Here is a 17,431-nt window from a genome sequence, read left to right as displayed (position 1 = left end):
AACGACCAGGCACGGATTAAAAACGATGTTCGAGCAACTTATCCTGCTCTACGGGATAGGCTTTACCATCGAACTTGAGCTCGACGCGAGTCTTGGCAACGATGCTGTTGCTTTCCACGCAGTCCTCCCCTTTTTTGCTGGCTTCCTTATGCGTCGCCATCGTCTGTAGTTGCAGATCCTGGAAGCCGTTGTGTGCGTTCTTGCCAAGCGCCAATGCGCGATGGGTCGTGGCAAAATCCCCGGCACACTGGCCATCCCACTCACCGCTATATTCATTCATGGTGAGATTGTTGAGCACCAGATTGACTTGCCGATCCTGCAGGGTATAGAGGTTAAGGCGTTCGATGCTAAGGGGATTGACCGAGGAGGAGCCCCGGTGGATAAAACGCACCCCGAAGGCGCGTATCGCCGGAGATAATTGATAGCGCGCGGTGTCGATGGTCACGCTACTGGTGTAGATGGCATCATCCATAATCGCCTTGGGATGATATTTGCTAGCCAGCACCTTGCCGGTCTGGCTATCAACCACCAAAACGGCGACGTCAAAGTCGGTAAAATCGGGTTGGGCCTCTTCCTTGGGTTCCAGCATCAGTACCGCAATGGTTTTATCCGGGGCATAGGGCCACACCTTACAGGTGGACAGCTCGGTATTCATGCTCACTTTGGCGGCGAAGGGTTTAGCCAGATCGGCTAGGAGGGGCTGGCAATCGGCCAGAGAAGAAAAAGAAACCAGGCATAACGCCAGTACACCTATCACCCTGTTCATAGCAATATTCCCTGTAATTTTTTAATTAACTCATGTGGTTAAAAGTTGTGCGACAGCACAGTATCAAGCGCACATAGCTAGCAGGGAATCTAACGATAAAATTGGCACAAATCCAGCCGCTTGTTATTTTTTGAGATCAACAGGGGAGACTGCTGGCAGCTATCGCAAAGTCACTGCCAGCAAACTAGGGTTAATAGATTGATAGACTCAGATCACACCGCTGAGCAGGCCGAGCCCCAGCAGCGATGAGCCGCCGCCAATCACCCGCGCCCAGCCACTGTGCGTAGACGAAGATGCCATCAGATAGCCGATACCCAACCCCGCCACGTGCAGCAGCGCCGTTGCCATCACCATACCGGAAAGCGCCGCCACCGAATGGGAAAGCTCCGCACCGTGGGCCAGGCCGTGGAAAATGGCAAAAGCGCCAATAATCAACGCGCCCGTTATCGCCGACAGTTTCAGCTGTAAGGCAACCATCACACCTATGCCCAGCAGCGAGGCGGCAACGATAAATTCAGTGCCAGGTACGGTGACGCCCGCCATGCCAACCAACGCGCCGGTCAGCAGCAAACCAGCAAATGCCAGCGGCGCCAGCCACCACTGCTTGGTATTCATGGCGCTCCAGATACCCACCAGAACCATGGCGACCAGATGATCCATCCCGGTCAGCGGATGGATAAAGCCTTCGGTAAAGCTTAATACGTGATGCGCGCCGCCGTCATGGCCCACATGAGCAAAGGCCAGCATGGGGAACAGCGCCAGTAGGGATACAGCCACAGCTTTGACATTAATACGCATAATGAATACCTAAATTTTCCAGTGAATGAAGGTGGTGGTTTTACTCATAAAAACAGTTAATTACGTTATAAATTCATCCTTATACCTGCCTTGAAAGTCGGTTGGCGGCAATCAGCGCCTGCCCCAAAGCCAGACCGCCATCGCCAGCTGGTAAACGGGATGGCAGCAAGACTTGTAATCCGTCTAACTGCTGGATCAATAGTTGCCGCAGCAGCGCGTTATGCATCACTCCACCGGACAGCACGACAGTATTGATGCCGTATTGCTTTGTCGCGTGGCGAGCCAGTGCGGCAAAACCCTGGGCCAAGGCAACATGGAACGCATAAGCACGCTGCGCCGGGGGAGCTTTATAGGCCAGCCATTGCTGCCAGAAGGTGGCCAGTTCCAGCTGATTGCCAAGCAGCGGCAGCGAAACCGGCGGCTGATGAGGCGGGCTTTGCCATGCCAAGGCCTCCAACTGGCAGGCAGCCTCTCCCTCCCAGGAAATTTGTGGCGGCACGATCTGCAATGCTGCTGCCACCGCATCAAACAAGCGCCCGGCGGAAGAGGCCAACGGCGAGTTGATTTGCCGTTCTACCGCCCGCAGTAAGATCGTCGCCTGCGGTTGAGGGATTGCGGCGGCCTCTGGCAACGTCTGCCAATCGGGGACAAAACGCTGTAACTGGGCCAACAGGTTGCGCCACGGCTGGCGAGCGGCCACATCGCCCCCCGGCAATGCCACTGCGGGCAACCCGCCTAAATACTCACAATGCTGATAATCCACCAGCAGGCATTCACCGCCCCACAGTTGCCCGCCAAGACCATATCCCAGCCCATCCAACGCCAGACCAATCACCTTACCGCCGTCGCGCGGCCAGCCATGTTCCGCCAGGCAGGCAACCAGATGGGCATGATGATGCAGCGTGGTGACACAAGGGATCGCCCGCTCATTGGCCAACGCCTGGCCCTGCTGGTGGCTGAGATAGCCGGGGTGAGCATCGATGGCGATCGCCTGCGGCACCACACCGTAGATTTCGCCAAAAAGCGTCAGCAATCGTTGTTGCTGTTGTCGGGTGGTTTCATCTCCTAGCGAGCCTAGATGCTGGCTGACCACCGCCCGGTCATCCCACAGCAGGCAGAAGGTATTCTTGCTGTCGGCTCCCAGTGCCAGAATGGCCGGTTGGGTGGTAAAGCCAGGGGGTAAGGGCATCGCATCGGGGACATAGCCACGTGCCCGGCGCAACATCTCGCTACCCTGCCCGGTCAAGCGTACTAAAGAGTCATCGGCTCGCTGGACGATCTCGCGGTTATGCAGCAGCCAGACGTCAGCCACCCCAGCGAGTTCATCCAGTGCCTGTTGGTTGCTCAGTGCGGGAGGTTTGCCTGCCGGATTGCCGGAGGTCATCACCAGTGGCCGCGCGACCTGTTGCAACAGCAGATGTTGCAGCGGATTTGCCGGTAACATCACCCCTACCTCATTGAGCCCCGGCGCAATCTCCCCGCACAAGGGACTTTGCGGGTGAGCTATTACCAGCACTATCGGGGCTGGTGGGCTACGCAACAGCTTTAACAGTGCCGTCGGCTCCGCGACCTGAGCACATTGTTGCAGCCAGTGAGTATCCGGCATCATCACCGCCAGGGGCTTGGCAGGGCGATGTTTGCGCGCGCGCAGGCGCTGTACCGCAGCAGAATTGGTAGCATCACAGGCAAGATGAAAACCGCCGATCCCCTTCACCGCGACGATCTGCCCGGCAATCAGCGCCTCAGCGGCCAGTTGCAGCGCATCGTCGGCGCTGGCAGTAGTTTTGCCTGCGGCATCGCTGAGCCATAGCTGCGGGCCACACTCCGGGCAGGCGGTAGGTTGTGCATGAAAACGACGGTCGGCAGGATCCTGATACTCCGCCAGGCACTGCGGGCACAGCGGGAAAGGCTGCATCGAGGTATTGGGCCGATCGTAGGGCATCCGGCGGATGATGGTGAAACGTGGGCCACAGTGGGTGCAGTTGATAAACGGATAGTGATAGCGCCGGTTATGCTGCGAGTTCAGCTCTGCCAGGCAGGCGTCGCAGGTGGCCGCATCCGCCACGATATGGGTATCCACTTGCCCTGCACCGCTAGTGGCAATGGTGAAACTCGCTGGCCGTTGCGGCCAGTTAAAAGGTGAAGAAAAGACGCTATCGATCCGTGCCAGGGGCGGGCACTCTTGCGGCAGTACCCGCAAAAACTCCGTTATGGCGGGCGATTGCCATAGCTGGACGATCACCCCGGCGCCATCATTGCTGACCTCGCCGCACAGGTTAAAGCGCCGCGCCAGCAGCCAAACGTAGGGACGAAATCCGACCCCTTGCACCTTGCCCTTAATCCGCAGGCGAAGGCCGTTGCTGCTGGCGATATTCTCCGGCTCAAAATCTGCCATGTTGTCTCGACTCTCCTGTTAGTCCAGCGATCAATCTGTATCTCCCCAACCCTCTCCCCAAGGAGAGAGAGCTGATTCGATGCCGTGGTTGAGTACCGCGACCGACCTGTTGTCCTCAGCCACGATCAGGTGACTCTCTGCAACTGAAGCAAACTCGGTCGGTCCCCTCTCCCTGTGGGAGAGGGTTAGGGTGAGGGGTCAATCTCCACGGCCAAACACCTAGCAGATCCGTGGCAAAGGCTCATCCAGCGGCAGATCCAGCCGGCGGGAAACCCCGAACAGCCCGGTGAGGCTCACCTGCTGGCGCTCGGTGGTATGGCCAATCACCGCCGCATCGCGCCCCAGAGGATGCCGATGTAACGCAGCCAACACTTCCGCCTCAGCCTCGGGTGCCACCACCAACACCAGCTTGCCTTCGTTGGCAAAGTTGAGCGCATCCAGCCCCAGCAGTTCGCAAATTCCCCGCACCGCCGGTTTCAACGGCAGTGCCGCCTCGGAAATCGCCATGCCACAACCGCTAGCGGCGGCAAACTCATGCAGCACCGCCGTTACGCCGCCACGAGTCGCGTCACGTAAAGCACGCACCCCGGCAATCGGTAACAAAGGAGCAATCAGCGGAGCCAGCAGCGCGCAATCGCTGCTTAATTCACTCTCCAGGCCCAGCCCTTCACGCAGGTTCAGGATGGTTGCGCCATGATCGCCCAAGGTGCCGCTGACAATAATGCTGTCCCCAAGGCGGATGTTCGCAGCCCCCCAATTGACGCCAGCCGGGATGGTTCCCAAACCGGTAGTATTAATAAAGATTTTGTCTGCCGCGCTACGGGGCACCACTTTGGTATCGCCGGTCACAATCTGGATCCCGGCCTGCTGCGCCGTGCTGGCCATCGACTGGACGATGCGTTCCAGCGTGGCATACGGCAACCCTTCCTCCAGGATCATGGCGCAGCTCAGATAACGCGGCTGGGCACCACTGACGGCCACGTCGTTAGCGGTGCCGCAGACCGCCAGTTTGCCGATATCACCACCGGGGAAGAAAATGGGGTCGATAACATAACTGTCGGTCGATACGGCCAGACGATCGCCCGAGGTAGCAAGCTCATCCAGTGAAATTCGTGCCTGATCTTCCCGAGCATTTAATGCCGGATTGGCAAAGGCGGGCAGCATGAGTTCTTCAATCAGGGATTGCATGGCGCGGCCACCGCTACCATGGGCCAGAGTAATTTCCCGCCCGTTGTTCTCTTCACGCATTATGAGGTCTCCCTGCGATACTGATAGTAAGCCGAGCAGGCCCCTTCCGAGGACACCATCAAGGCACCAAAGGCGTTCTCTGGCGTACATTGCTTGCCAAACAGCGGGCAGGCATCCGGTTTGCAGCGCCCAGTCAACACTTCGCCACAACGTGAACGCGGATCGTCCGCTACCCGCTGCGCCTGCGGTTTAAACCGCAGCTCTGCATCAAAATCCGCATACTCAGGTTTGATTTGCACGCCAGAGTGGGCAATCTCACCCAGCCCGCGCCATTCGCTACTGTCTTTCAGGCCAAACACCTCTGCCATTGCCCGCTGGGCCAGAAGATTGCCCTGTTCCGGTACGATGCGCCGGTATTGGTTTTCTACCGCACGGCGGCCATCACGCAACTGTTCCAGCAACATCACCAAACCCTGCAGAATGTCTAACGGCTCAAAGCCGGTCACCACCAGCGGCTTCTGATAATCCGCAGCAATGAACTGATAGGGCGTGTTGCCGATCACCATGCTGACGTGGCCCGGTGCCAGGAAGCCATCGATGCGCACATCGGGCTGCTGCAACAGGCTGCGTAAGGTGGGGATCAGAGTGATATGTTGGCAAAACAGGGTGAAATTGCGCAGCTGACGCTGGCTGGCTTGCTGCAAGGTCAAGGCGCTGGCGGGCATGGTGGTTTCAAAGCCCAGGCCAAAAAACACCACTTCGCGCTGTGGGTTATCCGCCGCCAGCTGTAGCGCATCCAGCGGCGAGTACACCACCCGGATATCGGCACCACGGCGGCGGGCATCCAGCAACGACCCATTGCGGCCAGGAACCCGCATCGCATCACCGTAGGTGCAAAAAATCACCTCCGGATGGGCGGCAATCTCCAGGCAGCTATCAATGCGCCCCATCGGTAATACGCAAACTGGGCAGCCGGGGCCGTGGACAAATTCCAGGCTGTCCGGCAACAGTTGGTCAAGACCAAACTTGAAGATCGCGTGGGTGTGACCGCCGCAGACTTCCATCACCTGTAGCGGCAGGCGCTGCGACTGGGGGATGGCTAACATCAGCGTTTCGATGCGCCGTAACAGCGCCTGGCATAACGCCGGATCGCGGAATTCATCAACGTAGCGCATTGGCATCCTCGTCATCCCGTGCCAGCCCGACGGCGCGCATATGCTGCAATGCTGCCAGCGTTTCCAGCGCTTCCTGTTCGTCGAGCAGGCTCATGGCAAAGCCGACGTGCACCAGCACCCACTGGCCGATCAGATCCTGCGGTGAGCCTTCACAGACCAGCGCAATATTGATCCTGACCGCCACGCCGCACACGTCGGCCCAGGCCAGTTGGTGGATATCCTCCCCCACTGCGGTCACCTTGCCGGGCACACCGAGGCACATTATTGTTCCCCCAGCCAGTTCAGCCAGAGATCCATCCCCTCGCCGCTGGTCGCCGACAGTGCGATCACCTGGATTGACGGATTAACCTGGCGGGCAAAGGCGATGCAGTTTTCCACCGAGAAGTTCACATAGGGCAGCAGATCAATCTTGTTGATGATCATCAGCGTAGCGGCGGCAAACATGTGGGGGTATTTCAGCGGTTTGTCTTCCCCTTCCGTCACCGACAGCACTGCGACCTTATGCCGTTCGCCCAGATCGAAGCTGGCTGGGCAGACCAGGTTGCCGACGTTCTCGATAAACAGCAGGCTGTGATCCTGCAAATCCAGGCGGTGTGCCGCGTCGTGTACCATCTGCGCGTCCAGATGACAGCCCTTGCCGGTATTAACCTGAATGGCCGGTACGCCCGTGGCGCGAATACGCTCGGCATCGTTACTGGTTTGTTGGTCGCCCTCAATCACCGCGCAGGGCAATTTGCCCGCCAAACGTTCCAGCGTGGCCGTCAGCAAGGTCGTTTTGCCCGAACCGGGGCTGGAAACCAGGTTCAGCACCAGAATATGCTGCGCGGAAAAGTGTTCGCGGTTGTGGGCCGCCAGATGGTTGTTCTTGCTCAGTACGTCCTGTTCAATCTGCACCAGACGGCGCTGCCCGATACCCGGCGCATGGCTCCCCGCCTCGCCGTGCCCATAGTGCAGGTCTTGCGAATGCGGTTGCACCTCTGGCATAAAGCGTTCCGCCGCAGCGACATCTGCGTAATGGTGATGCACATCGCCCTGGTGGTAATAGTGATGGTGATGATGGATCACCACGCCTGCCGGTGCTTGATGTTCCCCGTCATGGTGGTGATGATGATCAGGATGATGGTGGTGAGCATCATGATGGTCGTGATGATGGTGGTCGTCATGGTGATGATGTTCATCACCTTCGATGGTTTTTTCGCCACTGGCGCAACCGCAAGTCGTACACATCGTTATTCACTCCTCAAAATTATTCCACTTCCAGCTGCTTTAACCGCAGGCTGTCACCGCTCTCAACGCGCAGTTGGTGGCCGCCGCACTGAGGGCAACCTTCATCATGTTGTTCAATCTGCACGCTCATGCTGCAACTCCAGCACCAGGCGCGGGCCGGTTGGTAGTCCAGCAATAGCTGGCACCCCTCTGCCAGCGTATGGCGGGATGCCGAGGCGAAACTGAAACGCAGCGCGTGCTCTTCAATACAGGAGAGCGCCCCAATTTCCAGCCACACCGCCGTCACCCGTTTAGCTCCGTGCTGCCGAGCCTGCTGCTCTATCAATTCCATCGTGCTCAGGCACAGGCTGATTTCATGCATCTACGCCGTTCTCTGTGACAGACCAAAAAGCGCCCTGCGCCCAGGATTACTGGGGATGTTGCCATCCGCCACCGGTAGCGAAAGCGCCATCCGCGCGCTCTGTTGTGCCAACGCCAGCGCCTGGTCGGCCCCCAGATGGCGATCCAACGGTGACATCAGTGAACAAGCCAGGTATTGTCCGCAACCCGCAATCTCACCGACGATAAATCGTACGCTGCCACAAGGCAGGTTCAGCGCCAGCTTGTCCCCTACTGCATAGGGATGCCAAACCTGCTCAGGGCCGGGCAACACCAGCAGGCTAAGCATCCACGGTGTGAGAATGGTGCCGACCCACTGCCGTTCAAACAGCTGAAAGCCACAGGCACGCACCGGGATTTGCGGTTGGAAAAACGGCAAGTCCTGCATCTCACCGTCGGCGATCGCCTGAAAGGCGGTTTCCAACAGCGCGCTGGGGTTGAGCTGAAAACCGTTAGTCACAGTCTGCATTCGCCACCTCTTTTGGCTCCGCCACCACGCCGCTCTCTTGCAGCGCCAGCAACACCTGGGCCAACGCTGGCTCAATCGCCTGGCTGACCACGGCGCTCAGACCAATTCCGGGCTCCAGCGACTCTGGCACCACGCCCACCAGGGTGAGCCGACGCGGAAACTCATCCGTCAGCCGCAGCGCCATCAGCACATCGGAAAGCCCCAGTTGATGGGGCGAAACCTTACGGGTAAACAGCGCCGGGATCTCTTCGTCATACAGCACCGCGACGCTGCCCGGTGCAGCACCGGTCAACACCGCATCCGCCACAATCAGATGATCGCGATCGGCCATCATTTCCATCAGTTCCATCCCCGAGGTGCCGCCGTCCAGCACCTCAACATGGGCAGGTAAGCGATAGCGCTGCTCAAGCGCTTCGACGATGCGCACGCCCACCGCTTCATCACCCAACAACAAATTACCTATGCCTAATACCAAGATTCTCATTACAACACCTTGACCCTGGTCACTTCATTGCCGGTGGTGTCTACAATATGTACCGCACAGGACATGCACGGGTCGAACGAGTGGATAGTTCGCACCACCTCCAGCGGTTTGCTCGGATCGGCCACCGGCGTGCCAACCAGCGAACGTTCGTAAGGACCGGGCTCATCGTTAAAGTTGCGGGGTCCGGCGTTCCAGGTTGAGGGCACTACCGCCTGATAGTTGGCGATCTTGCCGTCCTTGATCACCACCCAGTGCGACAATGCACCGCGCGGAGCTTCGATAAAGCCCACGCCCCGGATCTCACCGGTCAATGGAATATTCGGTGGGATAAAGGTTTCATGGTCGCCGCTGCCGATATTGCTCACCAACGCCTGCCACTGCTGGCCCAGGGTTTCATGCAGCACGCAGGCATGCACCGTACGCCCTACAATGCGGCCCAGGGTCGACGGCAGTTGATCGGCGGTTAGCGCTTTGCCGGTCAGGGCCTGGTAGTGACTGTTGACCTTGGCAAAATATTTCTGGGTTGGTGGATGCTCGGCTTGCAGGGTACACATCAGCCACGCCAACGGCCCCATCTCTACCGCTTTGCCGTAGAAGGTTGGCGCTTTTACCCAGGAGTATTTGCCATCTTCCTGCCAGCCGGTGTAGTTAGGCCGGGTCAGCCCTTCCCACGGTGCCAGCGGTTCATCGTCCTGATACCAGGCGTGTTTACCGCTCTCCTGAATGCCCTTGATCAGATACTCATCGCGCTGGTTGGCGATCGGACGGAACTTGCCGTTCTCCAGATAACCACCCGGCATCAGGAACTGGTCGCCTTTACGATCGATCGGCAGCTCCGGCACGCAGAGATAGCAGTCTGAGCCTTTGCCGAGGGTTAGCCACTCAGGGTAATGCGCCGCGATCACCGCGCTGTCCACCAGATAAACCTGCTCGATAAAGTCGCCCAGGCGATCGATAAAGGTTTTCAGGTACATCAGGCGCTCGAGGTTCAGCACGCTAGGGGCATCGAGGTTGATCGGGTTCGCCACCCCGCCCACCGCCAGGTTCTGAATGTGCGGCGTTTTACCGCCCAGTATTGCTACCACGCGGTTGGCATCACGCTGGCATTCCAGCGCCTGCAAATAGTGGGCAACGGCGATCAGGTTAATCTCCGGCGGTAACGCCATGGCCGGGTGCCCCCAGTAGCCATTGGCAAAGATGCCGAGCTGGCCGCTGGCGACCAGATCCTTGATCTTCTGCTGCACCCGGATGAACTCTGCAGCGCTGTTCAACGGCCAGCTAGACAGGCCACTGAGCAAATCGGCAGCCTTCTGCGGGTCGGCCTTCAGCGCCGAGGTGACGTCCACCCAGTCCAGCGCCGAGAGCTGGTAGAAATGCACGATATGGTCGTGAATGCTGTGGGCGGCCGCAATGATATTGCGGATGTATTGGGCATTGACCGGGATCTCCATCCCCAGCGCATTTTCCACCGTCCGCACGGAGGCTAACGCGTGAATGGTGGTGCACACGCCGCAGATCCGTTGGACGATCATCCACGCGTCACGCGGGTCGTTACCTTGCAGGATCTCTTCCATTCCGCGCCACATGGTGCCTGAGGACCATGCTTTAACCACCTTGCCGTCTTCGATTTCACAGTCGATGCGCAGGTGGCCCTCAATACGGGTGACGGGATCAATGGTGATGCGTTGGCTCATGCTCTACCTCTAACTGGTTGTTTTCATTCTTGTGTTGATGCGCAGGCAGCACCGGTAACAACCGGATCAACAGGATGTACGCACAAACTTCAATTGCCACAAAGCCGATGGAGATCAGCAGTTCGCTGGCCGTCGGGAAATAGTGGTAGCCATTGCCAGGGTCGTAGGCCAGCAACGCGTAATTCAGTCGCCAGAACGACGCCCCGCAGACCATGCTCAGCGCGCCGAGAAACAGCAGGCGTGAGTTGCGGCGGTTACGTTTCCAGCGGAACATCACCAGTGGCACCAGCATCAACAGCGTTTCCACCCAGAACGAGATGGCAAAGCGATCGAGATGCCACAGATAGTCCGTTTTGCCGCGCCAGATCAGTTCCCCAAAGCGCAGCACAATAAACAGCAGTAAGAACCCATCGATGATGTAGGTCATGCGGGCAAACAGCGGCGTTTCCTCCGGCCCTTTCCCCCGCAGCCCGGCCTGCACCAGCGAGCCTTCAAATATCACTATCGAGAAGCCCAGGATCCCCGCCGTCAACAGCGAGAACAGCGGCAGCATTTCGTAGCTTTGCCACAGCGGGTGGATTTTGATCCCCGCTGCAATCATCAGCGATCCCATGGAGGACTGGTGCATGGTTGGCAGTAATGCGCCAAGGGCGATCACCAGGAACATCACCTTGTTGAGCCGTTTGAGCGACACCTTCCAGCCCAACCGCTCCAGCAGCGCAGGGGCGAACTCCAGCGCCACAATACCCACGTAGATCGTCATACAGACCGCGGTTTCAAACAGCACCGACGAGGTGTTGAAATGACCGGGAATATAAAAGTAAGGCAGGTTCCAGTAACGGCCGACATCGATGGTGATCGACAGCCCGCCCAGCGAATAGCCGAACAGGCTGGCCAACAGCGCAGGCCGCACCAGCGGGTGATATTCCCCCCGGTTGAACACATACACCGCCCAGGCCAACGCCCAGCCGCCGCAGGCCAAACCGGTGCCCACCAGCAGATCGAACGCGATCCAGATCCCCCAGGGGTAGCCGCCGTTCAGATCGGAAACATCGCCCAACCCCAACACCAGACGTTTGAGGATCAGCAACAGGCACAGCACCACAAAAGGTGCCAGCATCATCACCGGCCAGCTCACCAGCCGCCCGCCGAGTGGCTGCGTTTTATGCGTCGTCATGTTTATCGTCCTTCTTGTCCTGACGCTCGTTTCGCTGGTTGCGCTGCACCAGGAAGGTGATCCCGGCCAGAGCGGCAAACGGCAACACCATGCCTTTGTACAGCGTGTGCTGGATATGCTCGGAACGCGCACCGGTTGACAACTCCTCTAGCGCTGGCAAACCGAGATCCTCGAAAGGCACACCGGTCAGCACTAGCACCTGCGTTCCGCCGCCCTCATGCTCGCCATACAGATGCGGTTGGTAATGCGGCAGCGGATGTTCGTAATGGTCGTTGCCCTGTAGGGTTTGGCGCGGGTAACGGTAATTCTCACCGGGCTTGCTGGCCAGACGCTGCTTGGCTTCGGCCATTAACTGCTCGCGGGTGCCAAAGATCACCGCCCCGGTTGGGCAAACCTCGACACAGCCTGGCAGCCCGCCCTGATCCAGCCGGGCCACGCCTTTCTGGTTACAGAGTTCGCATTTATGGATCTTGCCGAACGGGTTGTCGTAGTCGTATTTCGGCACGTTGAACGGGCAGCCCACCATGCAGTAGCGGCAGCCGGTACAGACATCCGGGTTGTAATGCACGATGCCGGTTTTGGCATCTTTATGCAGCGCCTGAACCGGGCAGACAGAAACGCAGTTGGGATCGACACAGTGCATGCACTGCTTTTTGATATAGGCGTAGCCGTTGTCCACCTGATCTTTGTGCTTGCCGTCTCCGCTGGTCCACACCTGAATAATGTTATTGGTGTAAGGGCTGAGCTTGTCGTTGTTCGACCAGGTCGCTTCGGTACCCGCGTAGGCATAGGTTTCGCCATGCGGTTCATCGGTATGGTTGATACGTTGGCATTTGCTGACACAGGCCTGGCAACCCACACACAAGGTCGAGTCATACAGCATGCCCAGCGAGTTGGGGATGGGCGGCTTGTTCTCCGGCCCGGCCTGCGCCGCAGGGGCAACCCCTGCCAACATCGCGCCACCGCAGGTCAGTTTTAGAAAATTACGTCGATTCACGGCTTACTCCTTGCTTGGCGGCTGCTCGTCGTCTTTACGCTGCGTTTTCTGCTGCCGCCCCAGCTCTTTCACCGCCATCAGGCTGACACCGGCAACCAGGCCAACCACGCCGCCAAGCAATCCCATCGCCGTTGGGCTGACATGCCCGCCTTCGATGCTACCCACTTCGGGTTTGGCGTTGCGGGGGGTAGGATTTTCAACGCTGGCCAACTGGGCGATCCCTTTGGTAAAGCCGATACCCTGTTCGTTGCAGCCGTAACAGGGGTGACCGATCCCAACCGGCCAGATGCCACCGCCCACGTCGCAGAACTCCAGCGTTGAGCAGTTGCCGTAGGTTTCTGGCCCCTTGCAACCGAGGTGATACAGGCACCAGCCCTGCCGATGGCCATCATCACCAAACTGTTTGGCAAAACGCCCGGCGTCAAAGTGCGGACGACGCTCGCAGTTTTCATGGATCAGGCGGGCATAGGCGAACTCGGGGCGATTTTTCGCATCCAGCGCCGGTGGCCGTTGGTAGGTGATGATATGGGCCACCGTCGCCAGGAAGTTGTGCGGGTTGGGCGGGCAGCCGGGGATGTTGATCACGGTTTTGCCGGGTAAAATCTCCTGCAGGCTGACTGCGCCGGTCGGGTTAGGCCCGCTGGCCGCGACGCCGCCCCAGGCAGCACAGGAGCCGATGGCGATCACCGCAGCGGCATGTTCTGCCGCATTACGGATATGCTCAACAATTGGCTTACCGGCCACCATGCAGTAGACGCCGCCATCCTTCATCGGAATGGAGCCGTCGACCACCAGCACGTATTTCCCTTTGTATTGCTCAATCGCGCGGTGCTTGTTTTCTTCCGCCTGTTCACCGAACGCAGCAGAGAGGACTTCGTGGTATTCCATGGAAACCACGTCAAGCAACAGGTTCTCGATCGTTGGGTGAGTGGCCCGCAACAAGGACTCCGTACAGCCGGTACATTCCTGAGCCCCGATCCAGATAACCGGTGGCCGCTGTGGCGAACCTACCGAGTCGGCTATTTCGGCGGCGGCTTTGGTACTGAGCCCCATGGTGGCGGCCAGTGCCGCACATAACTTCATAAAATCGCGGCGATTCACGCCATCCCGGAAAAATGCTTGATTTTCCCTTATCATTATTATCTATCCCCTGTTGATGACCGACATGCAAGCCCGTAAACACAGTATGCGGGTGGTTAATATATTGTTATTTTCTGGCTATCCCGAGTTGATCTTTATCAACCTTTGCTGAGGTAACAGTTAATATTTGCGTAACATGAGAAAAATCGCTTCAGCAAAAAATATTTTTCTTGCATATTTATCTGGCTGGATTTATTCGCGCACGTATTTAAATAACAATAACTCTCATTACCTTTTAAATTAAAAATCCTAACCCCGTTAAATAAGTCGCCAAGCAAACAACAAGAATAATAATGTATTCACATGCATCGTTTTGTAACAATTAATATCCCCCCTGCCTCAGCATAAGCTTTACGACACAATCAAGCGTGATGAGTATAGGAAAGCCCGGGGCAGGAAAACACGTAATATGCCGTTTTAGTTTATAATTTTATTGCAGAGTCATCAGCGGGGCCTTGCTTGGTAACGGTGTTGCGGGATGTCGACCTTTTACCGGGTTTTTCCTACCACTGCGACGGCTGGCGGGGATTGGTCATCATGCAATCCATCGTGAATTAGTCAATGAATGACTTTGCTAATCCCTCTGACTCGCGCGTACAGGGGGGCTTATGTTGCACGAGGCCATAACAATATTGTATCGACGCTGGATTTAAATCACCAACCTCCCCTAATCCTGCCAACCAAATATGCTATAGATTGAGTCCTTGGACTGAACATAGCGCTTGCTGTTTTGAAAAAAAAAGCAACCAACCCGCTTTATTCTCTTGCGAAAAGCTAAAACTTGACCTCAAGCAAACTTCATCTGCCCCGCGCACGAGTATACTTATTAAGAGGTAATCTAATTATCAAGCTGAGAGATAACTTTGCATAGCTAATATTACCAATGCAACTTCATTAATATAGACGGCTTTATTCGCTACAGGTTAGCACTTTTAATATATCACACCACGGTTGCCTGGCTTAAAACGTCTTGCCAAGAGACATCATGGGTTAATAGCAAACCAGACATCAGGCGTTATCGGCAGCGAAATAGGCCAGCACAGGGAGCACTATCATGAACGATAACCACAACCCGGACCTGCTTCATCACCCGTTCAGCCGTCGTAAGCTAATCAAAACCGGCTCGGCTACCGGCTGTTTACTGGCCGCCACTTCGGGGCTGGTGCTGCCCTTCCGTAAAACCGCTGCCGCCGAGCCGTTGCCAAATGCCCAACAGCCGGAAGACAAGGTGGTCTGGAGTTCTTGCACCGTAAACTGCGGCAGCCGCTGTGCGCTGCGCCTGCACGTGCGGGATGACGAAGTTTACTGGGTGGAAACCGACAACACCGGCAACGACCAATATGGCAACCATCAGGTACGGGCCTGCCTGCGCGGGCGCTCTATCCGCCGCCGTATGAACCATCCGGACCGGCTGAAATACCCAATGAAACGCGTCGGTAAACGCGGTGAAGGCAAGTTCAAACGCATCAGTTGGGAAGAAGCGCTGGATACCATCAGCGGCCAGTTGAAGCACACCCTGGCGCAATACGGTAATGAAGCGGTGCACGTGCTGTACGGTACCGGGGTCGACGGCGGCAATATCACCAACTCCAACGTGCCTTATCGCCTGATGAACTCCTGTGGCGGCTTCCTCAGCCGCTATGGCAGCTACAGCACCGCGCAGATCACCGCCGCCATGCCCTATCTGTACGGTGCACAGCAGGGCAACAGCCCGGATGATATCGCCAACAGCAAGCTGGTGGTGCTGTTTGGCAATAACCCGGCGGAAACCCGCATGAGCGGTGGCGGTGTGACCTACTATCTGGAGCAAGCCAGAGCAATCTCTAACGCCAAGATGATTGTCATCGATCCGCGCTATACCGATACCGCCGGTGGCCGTGAAGATCAATGGGTGCCGATCCGCCCAGGCACCGATGCTGCGTTGGTTGCGGGCATCGCACACGTGTTGATCAGCGAAAACCTGGTGGACCAGCCGTTCCTGGATAAATACTGCGTAGGGTATGATGAAACCACCCTACCCAGCAGCGCGCCAAAAAACGGCCATTACAAAGCCTATATCCTCGGCCAGGGTGACGATGGTATCGCCAAAACGCCAGAGTGGGCGGCTCGTATCACCGGGATACCGGCCAACACCATTATCCAACTGGCGCGCGAAATCGGCATGACCAAACCGGCCTATATCTGCCAGGGCTGGGGGCCACAGCGTCACGCCAACGGTGAACAAACCGCCAGGGCCATTGCCATGTTACCGATCCTGACCGGTAACGTCGGTATCAACGGCGGTAATACCGGCTGCCGCGAAGGCAGCTTCGATCTGGGCGTGGAATGGTTCGACATGCTGACCAACCCGGTACAAACCAAGATTTCAGTGTTTACCTGGACCGACGCCATCCTGCGCGGCCCGGAAATGACCGCCAAGCGCGACGGCATCCGTGGCAAAGACAAGCTGGACGTGCCGATCAAGTTTATCTGGTGCTACGCCAGTAATACGTTGATCAACCAGCATGGCGATATCAGCCGTACCCACCAGATCCTGCAAGACGACAGCAAGTGTGAAATGATCGTCGGCATCGAACACTTTATGACCTCGTCGGCCAAATACTGCGACATCCTGCTGCCCGATCTGATGCCAACCGAGCAGGAAGACCTGATCTCTCATGAGTCCGCAGGCAATATGGGCTACGTGATCCTGGGCCAGCCCGCCACCACGCGCAAGTTTGAACGCCGCCCGATTTACGAGATCCTTTCCGAGGTGGCCAAACGGGTTGGGCCACAGGCCGAAGCGACCTTCACCGAGGGACGCAACCAACAGCAGTGGATTGAATACCTGTGCGAGAAAACCCGCGAGCGCAACCCGGAGATGCCAAGCTATCAAGAGATGAAAACCGCCGGTATTTATAAGCGCAAATGCCCGGAGGAGCACGTGGTGGCCTTCAAGGAGTTCAGAGAAGATCCGCAGGCCAACCCGCTGAAAACGCCATCGGGCAAGATTGAAATTTATTCCGAACGTCTGGCGGAAATCGCTGCTACCTGGGAGTTGGCGCCAGAAGATGTGATCCACCCGTTACCGGTCTATGCCGCCGGCTTTGAAGGTTGGGAAGATCCGCTGAGCAGCCAATATCCGCTACAGCTGTTTGGTTATCACTACAAGGCCAGAACCCATTCCAGCTACGGTAACATTGACGTGTTGCAGCAGGCTTGCCCGCAGGAGGTGTGGATCAACACGCTGGATGCGCAGGCGCGCGGCATCAAGAACGGCGATCGGGTGAAGGTCTTTAACGGCCGGGGCGAGACGCAGATCCAGGCGAAGGTAACGCCACGCATTATGCCCGGCGTCACGGCAATGGGCCAAGGTGCCTGGCTGGCGGCGGATATGTTTGGTGATAAGGTCGATCACGGCGGCAGCGTGAATATTCTGACCCACCATCGCCCTTCCCCGCTGGCCAAGGGCAATCCGCAACACACCAATCTGGTGCAGATTGTGAAGCTGTAGGTGGTTTGGGGCTGGCTGAACTCGGCCACCCCCTTCAATACCGTTGTGAC

Annotated in this window: 15 protein-coding genes; 1 reads left to right on the top strand and 14 read right to left on the bottom strand. The window is 57.5% G+C overall.

Annotated elements, in window-relative coordinates; translation table 11 throughout:
* Positions 1-16: 16 nt before the first annotated feature.
* From KGP21_RS12200 to hybO, 14 genes are all read right to left on the bottom strand, one after another.
* On the bottom strand, positions 17-766 hold the full coding sequence (locus KGP21_RS12200) for a hypothetical protein (RefSeq protein ID WP_059200486.1): 750 nt from the start codon (positions 764-766) through the stop codon (positions 17-19).
* A 207-nt stretch (positions 767-973) separates the two neighbouring features.
* Positions 974-1,564, bottom strand: coding sequence for a HupE/UreJ family protein (locus tag KGP21_RS12195; RefSeq protein ID WP_021178371.1), 591 nt, complete (start codon positions 1,562-1,564; stop codon positions 974-976).
* Between the two features lie 79 nt (positions 1,565-1,643).
* Positions 1,644-3,959 (bottom strand): carbamoyltransferase HypF, encoded by a 2,316-nt coding sequence (hypF, locus tag KGP21_RS12190; RefSeq protein WP_223538354.1) that lies wholly within the window; start codon positions 3,957-3,959, stop codon positions 1,644-1,646.
* Positions 3,960-4,178: 219 nt separating this feature from the next.
* Positions 4,179-5,147 (bottom strand): hydrogenase expression/formation protein HypE, encoded by a 969-nt coding sequence (hypE, locus tag KGP21_RS12185; protein ID WP_305801882.1) that lies wholly within the window; start codon positions 5,145-5,147, stop codon positions 4,179-4,181.
* 59 nt (positions 5,148-5,206) lie between these two features.
* Positions 5,207-6,322 carry a hydrogenase formation protein HypD gene (hypD, locus tag KGP21_RS12180; protein WP_223538350.1) on the bottom strand — a complete coding sequence of 372 codons (1,116 nt, stop codon included), beginning with the start codon at positions 6,320-6,322 and terminating at the stop codon, positions 5,207-5,209.
* The gene (gene hybG, locus KGP21_RS12175; RefSeq protein ID WP_021804776.1) at positions 6,309-6,584 is read right to left on the bottom strand and encodes a hydrogenase maturation factor HybG; all 276 of its coding nucleotides are present in this window, start codon (positions 6,582-6,584) and stop codon (positions 6,309-6,311) included. The genes hypD and hybG overlap by 14 nt, the downstream gene beginning before the upstream one ends.
* Positions 6,584-7,549 carry a hydrogenase nickel incorporation protein HypB gene (gene hypB / locus KGP21_RS12170; protein ID WP_223538348.1) on the bottom strand — a complete coding sequence of 322 codons (966 nt, stop codon included), beginning with the start codon at positions 7,547-7,549 and terminating at the stop codon, positions 6,584-6,586. Before hypB ends, hybG begins: the two co-directional genes overlap by 1 nt.
* 19 nt (positions 7,550-7,568) lie before the next feature.
* A complete protein-coding gene (gene hypA, locus KGP21_RS12165) occupies positions 7,569-7,910 on the bottom strand; it encodes a hydrogenase maturation nickel metallochaperone HypA (protein ID WP_021804778.1) in 342 nt (113 codons plus the stop codon).
* Entirely contained in the window at positions 7,911-8,396 is a 486-nt protein-coding gene (hybE, locus tag KGP21_RS12160; protein WP_223538345.1) for a hydrogenase-2 assembly chaperone, read from the bottom strand.
* Positions 8,380-8,880 (bottom strand): HyaD/HybD family hydrogenase maturation endopeptidase, encoded by a 501-nt coding sequence (locus KGP21_RS12155; protein ID WP_024528474.1) that lies wholly within the window; start codon positions 8,878-8,880, stop codon positions 8,380-8,382. The genes hybE and KGP21_RS12155 overlap by 17 nt, the downstream gene beginning before the upstream one ends.
* Positions 8,880-10,574 (bottom strand): hydrogenase 2 large subunit, encoded by a 1,695-nt coding sequence (gene hybC, locus KGP21_RS12150; protein WP_223538341.1) that lies wholly within the window; start codon positions 10,572-10,574, stop codon positions 8,880-8,882. The genes KGP21_RS12155 and hybC overlap by 1 nt, the downstream gene beginning before the upstream one ends.
* Positions 10,552-11,751: a Ni/Fe-hydrogenase cytochrome b subunit gene (gene hybB / locus KGP21_RS12145; RefSeq protein ID WP_021804782.1), complete on the bottom strand. Its 1,200-nt coding sequence runs from the start codon at positions 11,749-11,751 to the stop codon at positions 10,552-10,554. Before hybB ends, hybC begins: the two co-directional genes overlap by 23 nt.
* Entirely contained in the window at positions 11,738-12,748 is a 1,011-nt protein-coding gene (gene hybA / locus KGP21_RS12140; RefSeq protein WP_094982313.1) for a hydrogenase 2 operon protein HybA, read from the bottom strand. Before hybA ends, hybB begins: the two co-directional genes overlap by 14 nt.
* 3 nt (positions 12,749-12,751) lie before the next feature.
* A complete protein-coding gene (gene hybO, locus KGP21_RS12135) occupies positions 12,752-13,885 on the bottom strand; it encodes a hydrogenase 2 small subunit (RefSeq protein ID WP_223501304.1) in 1,134 nt (377 codons plus the stop codon).
* 1,057 nt (positions 13,886-14,942) lie between these two features.
* On the opposite strand from hybO, the gene ynfF reads away from it, so the two are divergent.
* Positions 14,943-17,381: a selenate/tellurate reductase subunit YnfF gene (gene ynfF, locus KGP21_RS12130; RefSeq protein WP_223501303.1), complete on the top strand. Its 2,439-nt coding sequence runs from the start codon at positions 14,943-14,945 to the stop codon at positions 17,379-17,381.
* Positions 17,382-17,431: the final 50 nt, after the last annotated feature.

The sequence above is a fragment of the Serratia sp. JSRIV004 genome (assembly GCF_019968705.1).
GTDB lineage: Bacteria > Pseudomonadota > Gammaproteobacteria > Enterobacterales > Enterobacteriaceae > Chania > Chania fonticola_B.
This window is presented reverse-complemented; position numbering and strand designations above follow the sequence as displayed.